The sequence below is a fragment of the Pseudomonas sp. CFBP13528 genome, from assembly GCF_005233615.1.
Taxonomy (GTDB): domain Bacteria; phylum Pseudomonadota; class Gammaproteobacteria; order Pseudomonadales; family Pseudomonadaceae; genus Aquipseudomonas; species Aquipseudomonas fluorescens_AM.
Genome location: NZ_QGAJ01000005.1, coordinates 342,363 through 357,752, shown reverse-complemented (window position 1 = coordinate 357,752; position 15,390 = coordinate 342,363). Strand labels below are relative to the sequence as shown.

Annotated in this window: 14 protein-coding genes; 9 read left to right on the top strand and 5 right to left on the bottom strand. The window is 59.4% G+C overall.

The window, feature by feature from the left end; all coding sequences use genetic code 11:
- Positions 1–11 precede the first annotated feature (11 nt).
- From PspCFBP13528_RS13465 to PspCFBP13528_RS13455, 3 genes are read right to left on the bottom strand one after another with little or no spacing between them, the layout of a single operon-like run.
- On the bottom strand, positions 12–926 hold the full coding sequence (locus tag PspCFBP13528_RS13465; RefSeq protein ID WP_101220701.1) for a PLP-dependent cysteine synthase family protein: 915 nt from the start codon (positions 924–926) through the stop codon (positions 12–14).
- A 14-nt stretch (positions 927–940) separates the two neighbouring features.
- Positions 941–2,803 carry a molybdopterin-synthase adenylyltransferase MoeB gene (gene moeB / locus PspCFBP13528_RS13460; RefSeq protein ID WP_137200381.1) on the bottom strand — a complete coding sequence of 621 codons (1,863 nt, stop codon included), beginning with the start codon at positions 2,801–2,803 and terminating at the stop codon, positions 941–943.
- A gap of 35 nt (positions 2,804–2,838) precedes the next feature.
- Complete coding sequence (locus PspCFBP13528_RS13455; RefSeq protein WP_162515426.1) at positions 2,839–3,732, bottom strand: EamA family transporter; 894 nt, start codon at positions 3,730–3,732, stop codon at positions 2,839–2,841.
- A gap of 160 nt (positions 3,733–3,892) precedes the next feature.
- Here PspCFBP13528_RS13455 and PspCFBP13528_RS13450 point away from each other — a divergent pair, with 160 nt between their 5' ends.
- A complete protein-coding gene (locus PspCFBP13528_RS13450; RefSeq protein WP_065949881.1) occupies positions 3,893–5,317 on the top strand; it encodes a PLP-dependent aminotransferase family protein in 1,425 nt (474 codons plus the stop codon).
- A 125-nt stretch (positions 5,318–5,442) separates the two neighbouring features.
- On the opposite strand, the gene PspCFBP13528_RS13445 is transcribed toward PspCFBP13528_RS13450, so the two are convergent.
- The gene (locus tag PspCFBP13528_RS13445; protein WP_003230310.1) at positions 5,443–6,261 is read right to left on the bottom strand and encodes a pyruvate, water dikinase regulatory protein; all 819 of its coding nucleotides are present in this window, start codon (positions 6,259–6,261) and stop codon (positions 5,443–5,445) included.
- A gap of 178 nt (positions 6,262–6,439) precedes the next feature.
- Here PspCFBP13528_RS13445 and ppsA point away from each other — a divergent pair, with 178 nt between their 5' ends.
- The 8 genes from ppsA to PspCFBP13528_RS13405 all read left to right on the top strand — a co-directional run bounded on the left by ppsA (position 6,440) and on the right by PspCFBP13528_RS13405 (position 14,580).
- Positions 6,440–8,815, top strand: a complete 2,376-nt coding sequence (ppsA, locus tag PspCFBP13528_RS13440; protein ID WP_065949830.1) for a phosphoenolpyruvate synthase — start codon at positions 6,440–6,442, stop codon at positions 8,813–8,815.
- Between the two features lie 106 nt (positions 8,816–8,921).
- Positions 8,922–9,911, top strand: a complete 990-nt coding sequence (locus tag PspCFBP13528_RS13435) for an alpha/beta fold hydrolase (RefSeq protein ID WP_137200380.1) — start codon at positions 8,922–8,924, stop codon at positions 9,909–9,911.
- A gap of 231 nt (positions 9,912–10,142) precedes the next feature.
- On the top strand, positions 10,143–10,634 hold the full coding sequence (gene rraA, locus PspCFBP13528_RS13430; protein WP_101220705.1) for a ribonuclease E activity regulator RraA: 492 nt from the start codon (positions 10,143–10,145) through the stop codon (positions 10,632–10,634).
- Between the two features lie 25 nt (positions 10,635–10,659).
- Entirely contained in the window at positions 10,660–11,655 is a 996-nt protein-coding gene (locus PspCFBP13528_RS13425; protein ID WP_065949827.1) for a zinc transporter ZntB, read from the top strand.
- Positions 11,656–11,741: 86 nt separating this feature from the next.
- On the top strand, positions 11,742–11,987 hold the full coding sequence (locus tag PspCFBP13528_RS13420; protein WP_065949826.1) for a CrfX protein: 246 nt from the start codon (positions 11,742–11,744) through the stop codon (positions 11,985–11,987).
- A 2-nt stretch (positions 11,988–11,989) separates the two neighbouring features.
- The gene (locus PspCFBP13528_RS13415) at positions 11,990–12,814 is read left to right on the top strand and encodes a mechanosensitive ion channel domain-containing protein (RefSeq protein WP_003193288.1); all 825 of its coding nucleotides are present in this window, start codon (positions 11,990–11,992) and stop codon (positions 12,812–12,814) included.
- A gap of 87 nt (positions 12,815–12,901) precedes the next feature.
- On the top strand, positions 12,902–13,492 hold the full coding sequence (gene sigX / locus PspCFBP13528_RS13410) for an RNA polymerase sigma factor SigX (RefSeq protein WP_057721193.1): 591 nt from the start codon (positions 12,902–12,904) through the stop codon (positions 13,490–13,492).
- 107 nt (positions 13,493–13,599) lie between these two features.
- Complete coding sequence (locus tag PspCFBP13528_RS13405) at positions 13,600–14,580, top strand: OmpA family protein (RefSeq protein WP_065949824.1); 981 nt, start codon at positions 13,600–13,602, stop codon at positions 14,578–14,580.
- Positions 14,581–14,640: 60 nt separating this feature from the next.
- Here PspCFBP13528_RS13405 and cobA read toward each other — a convergent pair whose 3' ends face one another.
- Complete coding sequence (gene cobA, locus PspCFBP13528_RS13400) at positions 14,641–15,384, bottom strand: uroporphyrinogen-III C-methyltransferase (RefSeq protein WP_137200379.1); 744 nt, start codon at positions 15,382–15,384, stop codon at positions 14,641–14,643.
- Between the last annotated feature and the right edge of the window lie 6 nt (positions 15,385–15,390).

The following is a 15,390-nucleotide window of genomic DNA, read 5'->3' as shown; positions in this document are numbered from 1 at the left end:
TGGGTAACCGGCTATTCGAAACTGGGCAGGTAGCTGTCGGCATTGTCGTAGACCATGGTCAACACCACCGTTTCAGGCGGCAGTTCCGGGGCGAGTTGGGCGATGGCGACCATATTGGCGGCCGAGGACAGCCCCAGGCTGATGGCGTCGGTGCGCATGATGCGTTTGATCATCTCCAGGCACGCCCCATGCGACACCTTGAGCATGCCGTCCAGCACGTCCAGGTTGAGAATGCTCGGGATCAGGCCAATCGACAGGCCCTGGATGGCGTGCGGGGCGTGCCGGTCCTTGAGCAGGTCGCATTCCTCCGGTTCCACGCCCATCACGCGCAGTGCCGGCCAGGCGGCCTTGAGGGTTTCGCCGATCCCGGTGAGATGCCCACCGGTGCCGATGCCGCTGACGAAGTAGTCCACACGCCGTTCGCCAAAGGCACGGAGGATTTCCGGCGCAGTGGTGTCGCGGTGGGTTTGCGGGTTGGCGCCGTTGCGTTGCTGGTTGAGCATCACGTAGTTGGGATTTTCCAACAGCAGCTCCATGCACTTTTCGCCGTGGGAGTTGTTACCCAGGCGGCTGTCCGAGAGCACCACCCTGGCGCCATACAGGCGCAGCAGCTTCTGTTTTTCCGGGCTGTAGTTGTCCGGAATCACCAGCACCACTTTGTAGCCGAGCACATTGCCAGCCATCACCAGGCCGATGCCGGTATTGCCACCGCTGGGTTCGATGATGGTTTGCCCGGAGTCGCGCATCAACACACCCCGGCGTTCGGCGTCGAGGATCATGCCCAGGGCGATGCGCGCCTTGTGGCTGCCGCCCGGGTTGAGGGATTCCAGCTTGGCGTAGACCTCGATGCCGAGGTCTTCGGAAAACTGCGCCAGACGCACGATCGGGGTCTGGCCGATCACGTCGAGAATGGAGTTATGCAGCATCGGTCGGCCCCCGGTCAGTACAGCGGCATGTCGGGTTCGACGTCGCGCACCCAATGTTTCATGCCGCCCTGCAAGACTTTGGTGTTGGCGAAGCCCGCCGCCAGCAAGGTGCTGGCGGCCTGCTCGGCGCGGGTGCCGGCGTAGCAGATCAGGTAATGGGTGTTGTCGCGGCTCAGGCTGCCGAGCTGCTCATCGAGCTCGGCCAGGGGGATGTGCACCACGCCTGGTAATTTGCACACTTCCAGTTCGCTGGCGTCGCGTACGTCGAGCAACACGTCGGCGCTGCGGTGGTTGTCGATCACTTGCTTGAGCACGCGGGGCTCAATGTAGCGCTCGTCGGCCAGGGACGGGTGGCTCGGCACGGCGTCCGCGCACACCGCTGGCGTGGCGGTCTGGCTGTGGCGCAGGTCTGAGCAGCACGGGCAGTCGGCACGGCGCTTGAAACGGATTTCGCTGAATTTCATGGCCAGCGCATCGAAGCGCATCAAGCGGCCGGACAAAGGTTCGCCAATGCCGATAAGCAATTTGATCGCCTCGGTCGCCTGGATCATGCCGACCACCCCCGGCAACACGCCGATGACCCCGCCGGCGCTGCAATTGGGGGCCAGCTCTGCGGGCGGGGCCTTGGGGAACAGGCAGCGGTAGCACGGCCCGCCTTTATGGTTGAGCACACTGATTTGCCCGTCGAAGCGGTAGATGGCGCCGTATACCAGAGGCTTGCCCAACTGCACGCAGGCGTCATTGACCAGGTAGCGGGTGTCGAAGTTGTCCGTGCCGTCGATCACCAGGTCATAGGCGCCCACCAGTTCCAGGGCGTTGTCGGTATCGAGCGCGGTGTTGTGTGTGTTGATCTGGATGTGGGGGTTCAGATCCTGCAAACGTTGCCTGGCGGACTCCACCTTGGGCATGCCCAGGGTGCTGTTGCCGTGTACGATCTGGCGTTGCAGATTGCTGCTTTCCACCACGTCGAAGTCCACCAGGCCCAGGGTGCCGATGCCGGCCGCCGCCAGGTACAGGCTGATGGGTGAGCCCAGGCCACCGGTGCCGATGATCAGCACCCTGGCTTTCTTCAGGTTCAACTGACCTTCACGGCCGACACCGGGCAGAGTGATATGGCGTACGTAGCGTTGCACTTCTTCGTTGCTCAGGGTGTCGACGTCGATGCCGCCGGAGGTCGCCAGCAGCACTTCGATCCGGGCCTTTTCCGGCAAGCTGTCGTCGGCGTCGATCAACGCTTCCTCGGCGGTAAACAGGAAGTGTTCCTTGAGCTGGTTGTTCTGCTCGTGAAACAGATGCGGGCGCAACTGTGGGTGACTGTCGCAGAGGTTTTCAATGACTTCGCGCAATGTCGATCCTGCGCCCTCGAGGGTCGATTGCGGCAGCTTGGCCACGCGAACCAGAATGTCGGGGAAAGAGACAGCGTTCATGGACAACTCCGTGTGCAGGTCGTTGAAAGGTTGAAGGGCGAAATGCTTGCCATCCCAGGCAAACAGCTTTGACCCCAGGGCCTGGCCCTGGCGAACATCCACCACCAGGTAGCCTACAGGGTAGATCGGCTCGCCCAGGAACAGCGCCTTGTCCTGGTCTTCATCACTGAAATAGGCGCCGACATCCGGGTGCGAGTGGTAGATCACCACCACCGGGTTGTCGCTGCGAAACGCCTTGTTCAGCAGCAGCGTATCGGCGACTGAAAAGGTGTAGCCGTTGGCCGCGCTGCGCGGGTACATCTGCGGGTTTCTGCGGTGCAACTCGTTCTGGATATTGCTGCCCAGGTACACACTGCCGTCGGCGAAGATAAAACCGCAGCACTCCTCGGGATAGCTGCGGCTGGCGTGGGCGTAGATCTGTTCCAGGGCTTCGGGGCGCAGGACATCCATGTTTCTCTCGCGTCGCTGGGTGATGGGTGCAGGGGTCAATTTTTGTTGGCCAGCAGTTTTTCGATGGGCAGCTTGGTGATCGCAAAGCCGGCCAGCAGGATCGCCGAGTACAGCATCAGGTCACGGGAAATCTCCACCCCTTCGTACCAGGCACCGATGATGACTGCGAACACCGGAAAGATGATGAACACGAATGACAGGATGATCGGGCTCAGGCGCTTGAGCAGCATGAAATACACAATGAAACCGCCCACCGAAGCGACCAGCCCAAGGTAGAACAGCGCGCTCCAGGAACGCAGGGTGATGGCGTCGAACGTCGGGTTTTCAAACCACAGGCCGGCCACGAACAGCATCAGCCCGGCAATGCCGATGGGCAGGGTGTTATAGGTGATGACACTGATGGCGCTGCCTTTTTGTTTGGTAATCACGTAGCACAACGCGTGCATGATCGCGGCGGTCAGAATCGCCAGTACGCCGAAGAACTCGGCATGGTCCAGGTGCAGGCCCTGGCTCTTGATGATCATGTAGAGGCTGCCGAAACCGATGCCGATGCCGACCACCTGGGACAGGTAGATGCGCTCACGCAGGAACAGCGCGGAGAAGATCAGAATGAACACCGGCATGCAGCTGAACAGCAGGGCAGTCAGGCCGGACGAGACGTGCATCTCGCCGTAATTGAGCAGGTAATAGGGAATGCTGAAGTAGGACAGGGTCACGAACACGAAGAACCAGCGGCTTTCCCGTGGGAACACAATCGGCTCACGGCGCACCATGGCGAAACACAGGAACAGCGGGAAGGCGATCAGGAAGCGCAGGCCTGCTGACGTCAGCGGCGGCACGCTTTCCACCGCAATCTTGATGCCCAGCCAGGTAGTGCCCCAGCTCAGGCACACGATCAGGAACATGACGCTGGTGATCAAGCCGGCCAGCCATTGTTTACGGGTTTTGGTTTTTGCGGTGTTTTCAAGAATGGCGGACATTGGCATCGTTTATTGCTTCCCTGAGCCGGAATTGAACTCTATATTGAACTTGTTATAAGTGATTCAATCCGGTGATTGAACCCGCAAAAGCACACTATTAGGGCGAATGATGACTGTCAAAACAAATATTGACATGGTGTCAATTATGCGTGAGGGGTTGTCCAACGGTCAGGGCGTGAAGTACAAGCGCCTGTCCGATGTCATGGAACGGGGCATCCTTGAAGGCACGATTGAACCGGGAAGAAAACTGCCGCCTCATCGGGTGCTTTCCGACAACCTGGGCGTCACTATCGGCACCATCAGCCGGGCCTACGGTGAGCTGGAGCGGTTGGGTTTGGTGGTGGCGCGTGTGGGTGACGGTACATTCGTGCGCAAGCGTGGGATGGAGCGCCAGCGTGATGAAGGCTTTCGCAACTTCAGCGAGGAGCCACGCCAGTACTTCGACATGAGCCGCAACATGCATATTCCGGGGCAGGAAACGGTATTCCTTGCCCAGAGCTTCCAAACCCTGTCGACCAACGGCAAATTTCTCCAGGACATCAGCGCCTATACCCCGGACGCGGGCCTGCCGCGCTATCGCGAGGCCGGTGCGCAATGGCTGGTGCAGCGCGACTTTCATCCAATTCCCGAGCAGGTCATCTGCGTCAATGGCGGCCAGCATGGCTTGCTCTGCGCGATGATGGCGTTGCTGCGCGCCGGCGACACGGTGGTCACCGAGCAACTGACTTACCCGGGGCTTATCACCGCCGCGCGGATGCTGGGTGTGCGGTTGATCGGGCTGGAGATGGATGAAGAAGGCGTGCTGCCGGGTGCGCTGGATGAAGTCTGTCGAAATCACCGGGTTTCGGCGCTGTATTGCACGCCAACGATCCAGAATCCCACAACCGCAGTGTTGTCAGTCCCGCGCCGTGAAGCGTTGGCCAAGGTCTGTCGTGAACATAATCTGCTGATTCTGGAGGATGAAGCCCATGGCGTGCTGGTCGAGGATCGTCCTCCGCCCCTCAGTTACTTCGCCCCTGAACGTACGATCCTGATCAGCAGCTTGAGCAAGGCGGTATCGGCCGGGCTGCGCGTGGGCTATGTGCATGCGCCGCCGGCGCTGGTCAGCCGGGTGTCGGCGGCGCTGCGTTCGACCTGCTGGATGGCCACCCCGGTGACCCTGGAACTGGCGACCCAATGGATCGAAAACGGCACGGCGGAATACCTGCTGCGCCAGCAGATCAACGAGATAAGCCGGCGCAAGGCCTTGGTCGAGGGCTTATTGAGCGGTCTGCAGTATCGCACTCACCTCAACAGCCCGCACTTCTGGATCGAAGTGCCGGAACCCTGGCGCGCGTCGGAAATCGAGGCAGAACTCAAGCAGAACAACTACCTGATCGCGACCGCCGAAGCGTTTGCCGTGGGGCAGACGGCGGTGCCGCAGTTTATCCGGGCAAGTATTTGCAATACCTCGGGGGATGATCAGTTGCTGCGGGCGGGGTTCGATGCGCTGGCGACGGCGCTGGGGCAGGGGGGCGGGCGGTTTCAGTTGTAGGTGTTAAGGCGCAAGACGTAAGCTTCAAGCTTCAAGCTTCAAGCTTCAAGACGAGAGCCGAGTGGCATGTTCTTGCAGCTTATAGCTTGCAGCTTGCAGCTTGCAGCTTGCAGCTTGCCGCTGCCTCACTTAAACCTGCGCTCCACACCCTTCTCCACCAGAATCTTCGCCGAAATCTCTTCCACCGAAAAATGCGTGGAATTGATGTGCGCAATATTCTCGCGACGGAACAGGTTTTCCACTTCGCGCACTTCGAACTCACACTGGGCGTAACTTGAATAACGGCTGTTGGGCTTGCGTTCATTCCGGATCGCGGTGAGGCGGTCCGGGTCGATGGTCAGGCCGAACAGCTTGTGCGAATGGGCGCGCAGGGCGGCGGGCAGCGTCAGGTGTTCCATGTCGTCTTCCGTCAGCGGGTAGTTGGCCGCGCGAATACCGAATTGCATGGCCATGTACAGGCAGGTCGGGGTCTTGCCGCAGCGCGACACGCCCACCAGGATCAGGTCGGCCTTGTCGTAATAGTGCGTGCGGGCGCCGTCGTCGTTGTCGAGGGCGAAGTTCACTGCCTCGATACGCTCCATATAGTTGGAATTATGACCAATGGAATGGGACTTTCCGACGGAGTAAGAGGAATGCTCGCTCAACTCCTGTTCCAATGGCGCCAGGAACGTGGAGAAAATGTCGATCATGAAACCATTCGAGGTCGCGAGAATCTCACGAATGTCTTGATTGACGATGGTGTCGAAAATGATCGGGCGACAACCGTCTTTTTCAGCCGCCAGATTGATTTGTTGTACCATGGCCCGCGCTTTATCCACGCTGTCTATATAAGGTCGCGTGAATTTGGCGAAGGTAATGTTTTCGAACTGCGCGAGCAGGCTTTGGCCCAGTGTTTCGGCCGTGATGCCGGTGCCATCGGAAATAAAGAAAGCAGATCGTTTCATTTGAGCCCTGGGCCTTAAGCTGATGGCGAATCTTGGATATGATAGGCGCGATTTTGCCGTCCCGCAGTGGGCCGCATTCTCACTTATTTTCCAGGTCCAGGCCACAAGCGCTGGCGTTCGCTCCTACTGAGCAAGCCGCGTCCTGAGCTTTTCCAACACAGAAAGTGGAGAGATCACCTTGGTAGAGTACGTAGTTTCCCTCGATAAGCTCGGCGTCCATGATGTAGAGCACGTGGGGGGCAAGAACGCATCCCTCGGCGAGATGATCAGTAATCTTGCAGGCGCCGGTGTCTCGGTGCCGGGTGGTTTCGCCACCACGGCCCAGGCTTACCGTGATTTCCTCGAGCTGAGCGGCCTGAACGCCCAGATCCACGCCGCGCTGGACGCTCTGGACGTCGATGACGTCAACGCCCTGGCCAGGACCGGCGCCCAGATCCGTCAATGGATCATGGAAGCCGAGTTCCCCGAGAAGCTCAACGAAGAAATCCGCACCGCCTTCGCCACCTTGTCCGCCGGCAACCCGGACATGGCTGTCGCCGTGCGCTCCTCGGCCACCGCCGAAGACTTGCCGGACGCCTCTTTCGCCGGTCAGCAGGAAACGTTCCTGAACATCCGCGGCGTGGAAAACGTGATCCGCGCGGCCAAGGAAGTTTTTGCCTCGCTGTTCAACGACCGCGCCATTTCCTACCGCGTGCACCAGGGTTTCGACCACAAGCTGGTGGCCTTGTCTGCCGGTGTGCAGCGCATGGTACGTTCGGAAACCGGCACCGCCGGCGTGATGTTCACCCTGGACACCGAATCGGGCTTCCGTGACGTGGTGTTTATCACCGGCGCCTACGGCCTGGGCGAAACCGTCGTACAAGGCGCGGTCAACCCGGACGAATTCTACGTGCACAAGCACACCCTTGAGGCCGGTCGCCCGGCCATCCTGCGCCGCAACCTGGGCAGCAAGGCGATCAAGATGATCTACGGCGACGAGGCCAAGGCTGGTCGCTCGGTTAAAACGGTTGACGTCGACAAGGCTGAGCGTGCGCGTTTCTGCCTGACCGACGCTGAAGTCAGCGAGCTGGCCAAGCAAGCGATGATCATCGAGAAGCACTACAAGTGCCCGATGGACATCGAGTGGGCCAAGGACGGTGACGACGGCAAGCTGTACATCGTGCAGGCCCGTCCCGAGACCGTTAAGAGCCGCACGTCGGCCAACGTCATGGAACGCTACCTGCTCAAGGAAACCGGCACCGTGCTGGTGGAAGGCCGCGCCATCGGCCAGCGCATCGGCGCCGGCAAGGTGCGCATCATCAAGGACGTGTCCGAGATGGACAAAGTCCAGCCGGGTGACGTGCTGGTCTCCGACATGACCGATCCGGACTGGGAGCCGGTGATGAAGCGTGCCAGCGCCATCGTTACCAACCGTGGCGGGCGCACGTGCCACGCGGCGATCATCGCCCGTGAGCTGGGGATTCCTGCGGTTGTCGGTTGCGGCAACGCCACGCAGCTGTTGAAAGATGGCCAGGGTGTGACGGTGTCCTGCGCCGAAGGCGACACCGGCTTCATCTTCGAAGGCGAGCTGGGCTTCGACATCAAGCAGAACTCCATCGACGCCATGCCGGACCTGCCGTTCAAGATCATGATGAACGTCGGCAACCCGGACCGCGCCTTCGACTTCGCGCAGTTGCCGAACGCCGGTGTGGGCCTGGCCCGCCTGGAATTCATCATCAACCGCATGATCGGCGTGCACCCCAAGGCCCTGTTGAACTACGCCGGCCTGCCGCTGGACATCAAGGAAAGCGTCGACAAGCGCATCGCCGGTTACAACGACCCGGTGGGCTTCTACGTCGAGAAGCTGGTGGAAGGCATCAGCACCCTGGCGGCGGCGTTCTACCCGAAAAAGGTCATCGTGCGGCTGTCGGACTTCAAGTCCAACGAATACGCCAACCTGATCGGCGGCAAGCTTTACGAGCCGGAAGAAGAAAACCCGATGCTGGGTTTCCGTGGCGCCTCGCGTTACATCAGCGAGGCCTTCCGTGACTGCTTCGAACTCGAGTGCCGCGCCCTCAAGCGTGTGCGCAACGAGATGGGGCTGACCAACGTCGAAATCATGGTGCCGTTCGTGCGTACCCTGGGCGAGGCGAGCCAGGTGGTTGATCTGCTGGCCGAAAACGGTCTGAGCCGCGGCGAAAACGGCCTGCGCGTGATCATGATGTGCGAGCTGCCGTCCAACGCCATCCTGGCCGAGGAATTCCTGGAGTTCTTCGACGGTTTCTCCATCGGCTCCAACGACCTGACCCAGCTGACCCTGGGCCTGGACCGTGACTCCGGGATCATCGCCCACCTGTTCGACGAGCGAAATCCTGCGGTCAAGAAGCTGCTGTCCAACGCCATCCAGGCCTGTAACAAGGCCGGCAAGTACATCGGTATCTGTGGCCAGGGCCCGTCCGATCACCCTGACCTGGCCAGATGGCTGATGGAACAGGGTATCGAAAGCGTCTCGCTGAACCCCGATTCCGTGCTTGAAACCTGGTTCTTCCTCGCCGAAGGTCAAGCGTCCGCTTAAAGCCGCTACGTCAAAAGTGCCGGTCACCTGTCAAGGGTGACCGGCATTCTTATCTGTACAGGGCGGAATTCCTACCGAACGCCGCCCTTTTTTGTGCAAGAGCATTATGCAAAGCAGCAGCAACCTGTTTCCCGTCGCCCTGATCAGCGCTGAACGTCGTGGCGACCTGAGTGAAGATGTGTACCGTCTCAAACCCGGCAACAGCCCCGACGCTACCGTCGAGCTGGCGGTTACCCGGTTGGGCCTGGCCGATGTCCCGGAAAACCGGGGCACGCCGGTTATTTTCCTGCACGGCAGTTTTTCCAATCGGCGCTTCTGGTATTCGCCCAAGGGCATTGGCCTGGGCGCTCACCTGGCGCGCCGCGGTTTTGATGTGTGGATCCCGGAAATGCGCGGCCATGGCCTGTCCAGGCGCAACCACGACTACGTGCGCAACCGTGTCGCCGATTATGCGCGCTACGATTTGCCGGCCATCGGCGCCTTTGTGCACGAGCAAAGTGGGCAGGTGCCGCACTGGATCGGGCATTCCCTCGGCGCCACGACGTTGGCTGCGGCCCTGGGAGGGCAAACCTTGGACGCGCAGTCAGTGGCCTCAGTGGCGTTATTTGGTTGCCAGGTCAGCCGCACGCATTGGCCGTTGAAAATTCCACCGGTGGAGTGGGGCGGTCGATTTATCCTGAAGCGTCTAGCTCAGGTGTCTGGCCCACGCTTCAAGCGTGGACCGGAGGACGAACCGGCCGGTGTGATAATCGAAGCGCTGCGTTGGAATGGCCTGTTCGGCCGCTTTGGCGACGGCGAGCGGGATTGGTGGAAAGGCCTGGCAGCGGTCGACGTGCCGTTGTTGGCGGTCAGTGCGGCGGGCGATCGGCAGGATCCGGACTGGGCGTGTCGCAAGCTGTTCGAGCAAGTCGGCAGCGAGCATCGCCAGTACCTGTGCCTGGGACGTGGGCAGGGTTTTACCGAAGATTTCGGGCATGTACAAATGCTGGTCAGCAAAGCCGCGCAGGCCCAAGTGTGGCCCTTGGTGGAACGCTGGTTGAAAGATCCGCTGACACCTGTGCTCGGCACCCGGCCAGAGGTGGCTGTGGCGGTTTGACGAAGCGCGCCATCGAGGCCGTTTCACTCTTGAGTGGTTGCGGCTAAGATATGACGCCTCAGGCGCTTCTGGTCATATTCAGTCGCGTAACGACTATTGCGTTGCGTTGATTGCGCTTTGATCATGGCCGGCGCCAGTGGCCGAGCACTTAAAGAATGCCTGCTGCAGCACGTTTTTCCTGATATATGCCGTGAACTGTTCGACCCCTTCTTTGATGACAGGAGTTTCGCGATGGACCATTACGTGACCCCCGACCTGTGCGACGCCTACCCGGAGTTGGTGCAGGTGCTTGAGCCGATGTTCAGCAATTTCGGTGGCCGAGACTCCTTCGGCGGCGAGATTGTCACCCTCAAATGCTTCGAGGATAACTCCCTGGTCAAGGCACAGGCCGAGCAGCCGGGCGCCGGCAAGGTGTTGGTGGTCGATGGAGGTGGTTCGCTGCGGCGTGCGTTGCTCGGTGACCTGATTGCCGAGAAAGCCGCGAAAAACGGCTGGGAAGGTATGGTGATCTACGGTTGCATCCGCGATGTCGACATCCTTGCCCAGACCGACCTGGGCGTGCAGGCCCTGGCTGCCCATCCGATGAAAACCGACAAGCGTGGCCTGGGTGACCTGAACGTGGCGGTGACCTTTGCAGGCGTGACGTTCCGCCCGGGTGAATACGTGTACGCCGATAACAACGGGGTAATCGTCTCGCCCAGCCCGCTGAAAATGCCTGAATAAACCGCAGTAGCCGAAAGGGATGAGGATGTTCGAGGAAGACAACGCGCAGTGGGGGCTGGTGCATGCCCTGGTGCTGGACGGTAAAGGCGGTGCGCGTTCGATTGCCCGGACCGAGCTTGACGAGTTGCAACTGCAGCCCCAGGAAAGCCTGTGGCTGCATTGGGACCGCAGCCATCCGCAAACCCAGACCTGGCTGCGCAAATCCAGCGGTTTGAGTGAATTTGCCTGTGACCTCCTGCTGGAAGAAAACACCCGTCCGCGGCTGCTGCCGCTGCCGGATGCCGAACTGCTGCTCTTTCTGCGCGGGATCAATCTCAATCCCGGCGCGGAACCGGAAGACATGGTTTCGGTACGTATATTCGCGGCAGCCAATCGGGTGATTTCCCTCAGGTTGCGCCCGTTACGCGCCACCGATGAGCTGCTGGTGCAATTGGCCGAGGGCAAGGGCCCCAGAACTGCATCCGAACTGATCCTTTATATGGCGCAGTACCTGACCAACAAAGTGCAGGATCTGGTCACTGGGCTGTCCGAAATTGTCGATGCCGAAGAAGAAAAACTCGATGCCGACGAACGGTATACCCCCGAGCACGGCAGCGTCTTGCAGATCCGTCGGCGAGCGGCAGGGCTCAAGCGTTTCCTGGCGCCGCAACGGGATATTTTTGCACAGCTGACGCGAATCAAACTGGCGTGGTTCTGTGATGACGACGCTGACTACTGGAACGAATTACACAACAGCCTGACCCGGTACCTTGAAGAGCTCGAATTGGCTCGGGAGCGTGTGGGGCTTGTACTTGAGGCCGAAGACCGGCGCCTGAGCCTGCGCATGAACCGCACCATGTACCGCTTCGGCATCATCACCGGCATCTTCTTGCCGATGAGTTTTCTGACCGGCTTGCTGGGCATCAATGTAGGGGGAATACCGTTTTCCAGCAGCCCTTACGGATTCATGATTGCCTGCCTGCTGATGATCTCGGTGGCGCTGGGTCAATGGTGGCTTTTTCGACGGTTACGCTGGGTTTGAGCTGAATATGAGCTGAACGTAGGAAAGGGTCGATGTGACCCGATGAATTTTACCCTCGTCTTTTAAATCACTTGCGAGAGGTCTCTATGCACGATCCGTTCGAACAGTCTTTGCGTGACATGCTCAATGCTTCGCCATCCAACCGTGATGACGATGCCTGCCTGGGCCGCGTACTGAAAACCGCCAACCGTCAGGTAGGGGCGGGGGACCTGTTCGGTCTGCTCGGGCGTTGGGTGCCGGCGTTGATGATGGCCCTGAACAACGGTTCGGCCCATGTATCACCGGTCTCCCGGCATAAACCTCTTGCTCGCACTGCTGATAAGGCTGATTGAATATGGAACTTGATCTCTGGACCCAGAGCCTGGTCACCGCAATGACCGCATTGTGGACCAAGGTGGCGAATTTCATTCCCAACCTCTTTGGTGCCCTGGTCCTGGTACTGCTGGGCTTTGTCGTGGCCAAGCTGCTCGACACCCTGTTGTCCAAATTGCTCGCCAAACTCGGGCTGGATCGCCTGATGGCCGGAACCGGCCTGACCAAGCTGCTGGGCCGTGCCGGGCTGCAGGTGCCGATTTCGACGCTGATCGGCAAGATCGTTTATTGGTTCGTTCTACTTATTTTTCTGGTTTCTGCGGCTCAGTCCCTTGGACTTGAGCGAGTTTCAGCTACGCTCGACATGCTGGCACTGTATTTGCCGAAAGTATTCGGCGGCGCGCTGGTGCTGCTGGTCGGCGTTTTACTAGCGCAACTGGCCAATGGCCTGGTACGCGGAGCCGCTGAAGGTGTCGGCCTGGACTATGCGGCAGGCCTGGGGCGAATTGCCCAGGGACTGGTGATCATCATCAGTATTTCGGTCGCGATCAGCCAGTTGGAGGTCAAAACTGACCTGCTGAACCACGTTATCGTGATTGTTTTGATTACCGTTGGTCTGGCCGTTGCACTGGCCATGGGCTTGGGAAGCCGGGAAATTGCCGGTCAGATTCTTGCGGGAATCTACGTGCGTGAGCTGTATCAGGTAGGGCAACAGGTGCGTGTGGGCGAGGTCGAAGGGCAAATCGAGGAGATCGGCACCGTCAAGACGACCGTGCTGACCGATGACGGGGAACTGGTGTCGCTGTCCAACCGGATTCTCCTGGAGCAGCAGGTCAGTAGCCGCTAAACCGGCAAACCCTGCTAATGTACGCCGCCGCGAACCCGGCTGACCGGGTTGCAGCGGACATTGACCTGACTGCCGGCACGACTTGTTTTGAATAAAGCCCAAACGCTGTCCACGCGCTATGACCCCCGTGAGCTCTCTGATGAGGAGTTGGTCGCGCGTTCGCACACGGAGCTGTTTCACGTAACACGCGCGTACGAAGAATTGATGCGCAGATATCAACGCACTCTGTTCAACGTTTGTTCAAGGTATTTGGGGAACGATAGGGATGCGGACGATGTCTGTCAGGAAGTGATGCTCAAGGTGCTGTACGGCCTGAAGAACTTCGAGGGAAAATCGAAGTTCAAGACCTGGCTCTACAGCATCACGTACAACGAGTGCATCACGCAGTATCGAAAGGAACGGCGAAAGCGTCGCTTGATGGACGCCTTGAGTCTGGACCCCCTTGAGGAAGCGTCTGAAGAAAAGGCGCCGACACCCGAGGAGAAGGGCGGACTCGATCGCTGGTTGGTGCATGTGAATCCGATTGACCGTGAAATTCTGGTGCTACGATTCGTCGCAGAATTGGAATTTCAAGAAATCGCTGACATCATGCATATGGGCTTGAGTGCTACAAAGATGCGTTACAAACGTGCTCTTGATAAATTACGTGAGAAATTTGCGGGCGAGACTGAAACTTAGTGCGTAGCAAATATCTCTTACGTGTAGGCAAGTTCTGTTAGACTTGTCGCCGAGTTGTCCCCCGGTTTGTGGGACTGCTTTACAATCACCAGATGGGGATTTAACGGATGAAACTGAAAAACACCTTGGGCTTGGCCATTGGTTCTCTTATTGCCGCTACTTCTTTCGGCGTTCTGGCACAAGGCCAAGGCGCAGTTGAGGGCGAGCTGTTCTACAAGAAGCAGTACAACGATAGCGTCAAGCACATCGAAGACGGCTTCAACCCTGGCGCTCGCATCGGTTACTTCTTGACCGACGACCTGTCCTTGAACCTGTCCTACGACAAGACTAACCACACCCGTTCGAACGACGGTACTGGCAACCAGAAGATCAAAGGTGATACCGGCAGCCTCGTTGCCCAATACCACTTCGGTCAAGCTGGCGTTGACAGCCTGCGTCCATACGTTGAAGGCGGTTTCGGCCACCAGAGCCGTACCAACGTGCAAGCTGACGGCCACAGCGGTCGCGACCAGACCACTTTCGCTACCATCGGTACCGGCGTGAAGTACTACTTCACCAACAACCTGTACGCTCGTGCTGGTGTTGAAGCTGACTACGGTCTGGACAACGGCAAGTGGGACTACTCCGCACTGGTTGGCCTGGGTGTGAACTTCGGCGGTAACGCTGGCGCAGCTGCTCCAGCTCCTACCCCAGCACCAGCTCCAGAGCCAGTTCCAGAGCCAGAAGCTCCGGTTGCTCAGGTTGTTCGTGTTGAGCTGGACGTTAAGTTCGACTTCGACAAGTCCGTTGTTAAGCCTAACAGCTACGGCGACGTGAAAAACCTGGCCGACTTCATGGCTCAGTACCCAGCTACCAACGTAGAAGTTGCTGGTCACACTGACTCCGTAGGTCCAGACGCTTACAACCAGAAGCTGTCCCAGCGTCGTGCTGACGCTGTTAAGCAAGTCCTGGTTAAAGACGGCGTGGCTCCTAGCCGTGTAACTGCTGTAGGTTACGGCGAATCCCGCCCAGTTGCTGACAACGCAACTGAAGCTGGTCGCGCTGTTAACCGTCGCGTAGAAGCGTCGGTTGAAGCTACCGCTCAGTAATTACTGAGTAGTAGAGAAAAGCCCGGCTCAGGCCGGGCTTTTTTTCGCCTGCGATTTACCTCAAGCGCTGGCCGCTGCCGCATCGCATGCCATTTGCGCCGCGCCGGCAACACGGCCAATCACCAGGATTGCCGGGCTTTTCAGCGCAAAAGCCTGCGCGTCTTCGTGCATGGCGGCGAGGTGGCTACGGCATTCGCGCTGTTCGGGCAACGATGCATTTTCAATCATCGCCACCGGCATATCCGCAGCCATGCCGCCCTCCAGCAGCTGTTGCCGGATCTCTTCGAGCTTGGCCACGCCCATGTACACCACCAGCGTCGTTCCGCCCTCGGTCAGTGCGCGCCAGTTCAGGCTGCTGTCATCCTGGGTATGCGCGGTGACCAGGGTTACGCCACGGCTGACGCCGCGCAAGGTCAACGGGATATGGCAATTCGTCGCTCCGGCCAGTCCCGAGGTGATGCCGTTGACCAGCTCCACCTCGATGCCACGCTCGCGCAGCCACGTCGCCTCTTCGCCACCCCGCCCGAAAATACACGGATCGCCGCCTTTAAGCCGCACCACACACTTGCCCTGGCGTGCATAGCGCAGCATCAGACGGTGAATGAACGCCTGCGGCGTAGAGCGACAACCGCCGCGCTTGCCGACGGTCATCACGCGCGCGTCCGTGCAGTGTTCCAAGACAACCGGGTTGACCAGATCGTCGATCAACACCACGTCTGCTTCATGCAGGGCCCTTACCGCTTTGAGGGTGAGCAATTCCGGATCACCGGGCCCAGCGCCTACCAGCCACACTTTTGCGCTCATGTTTTT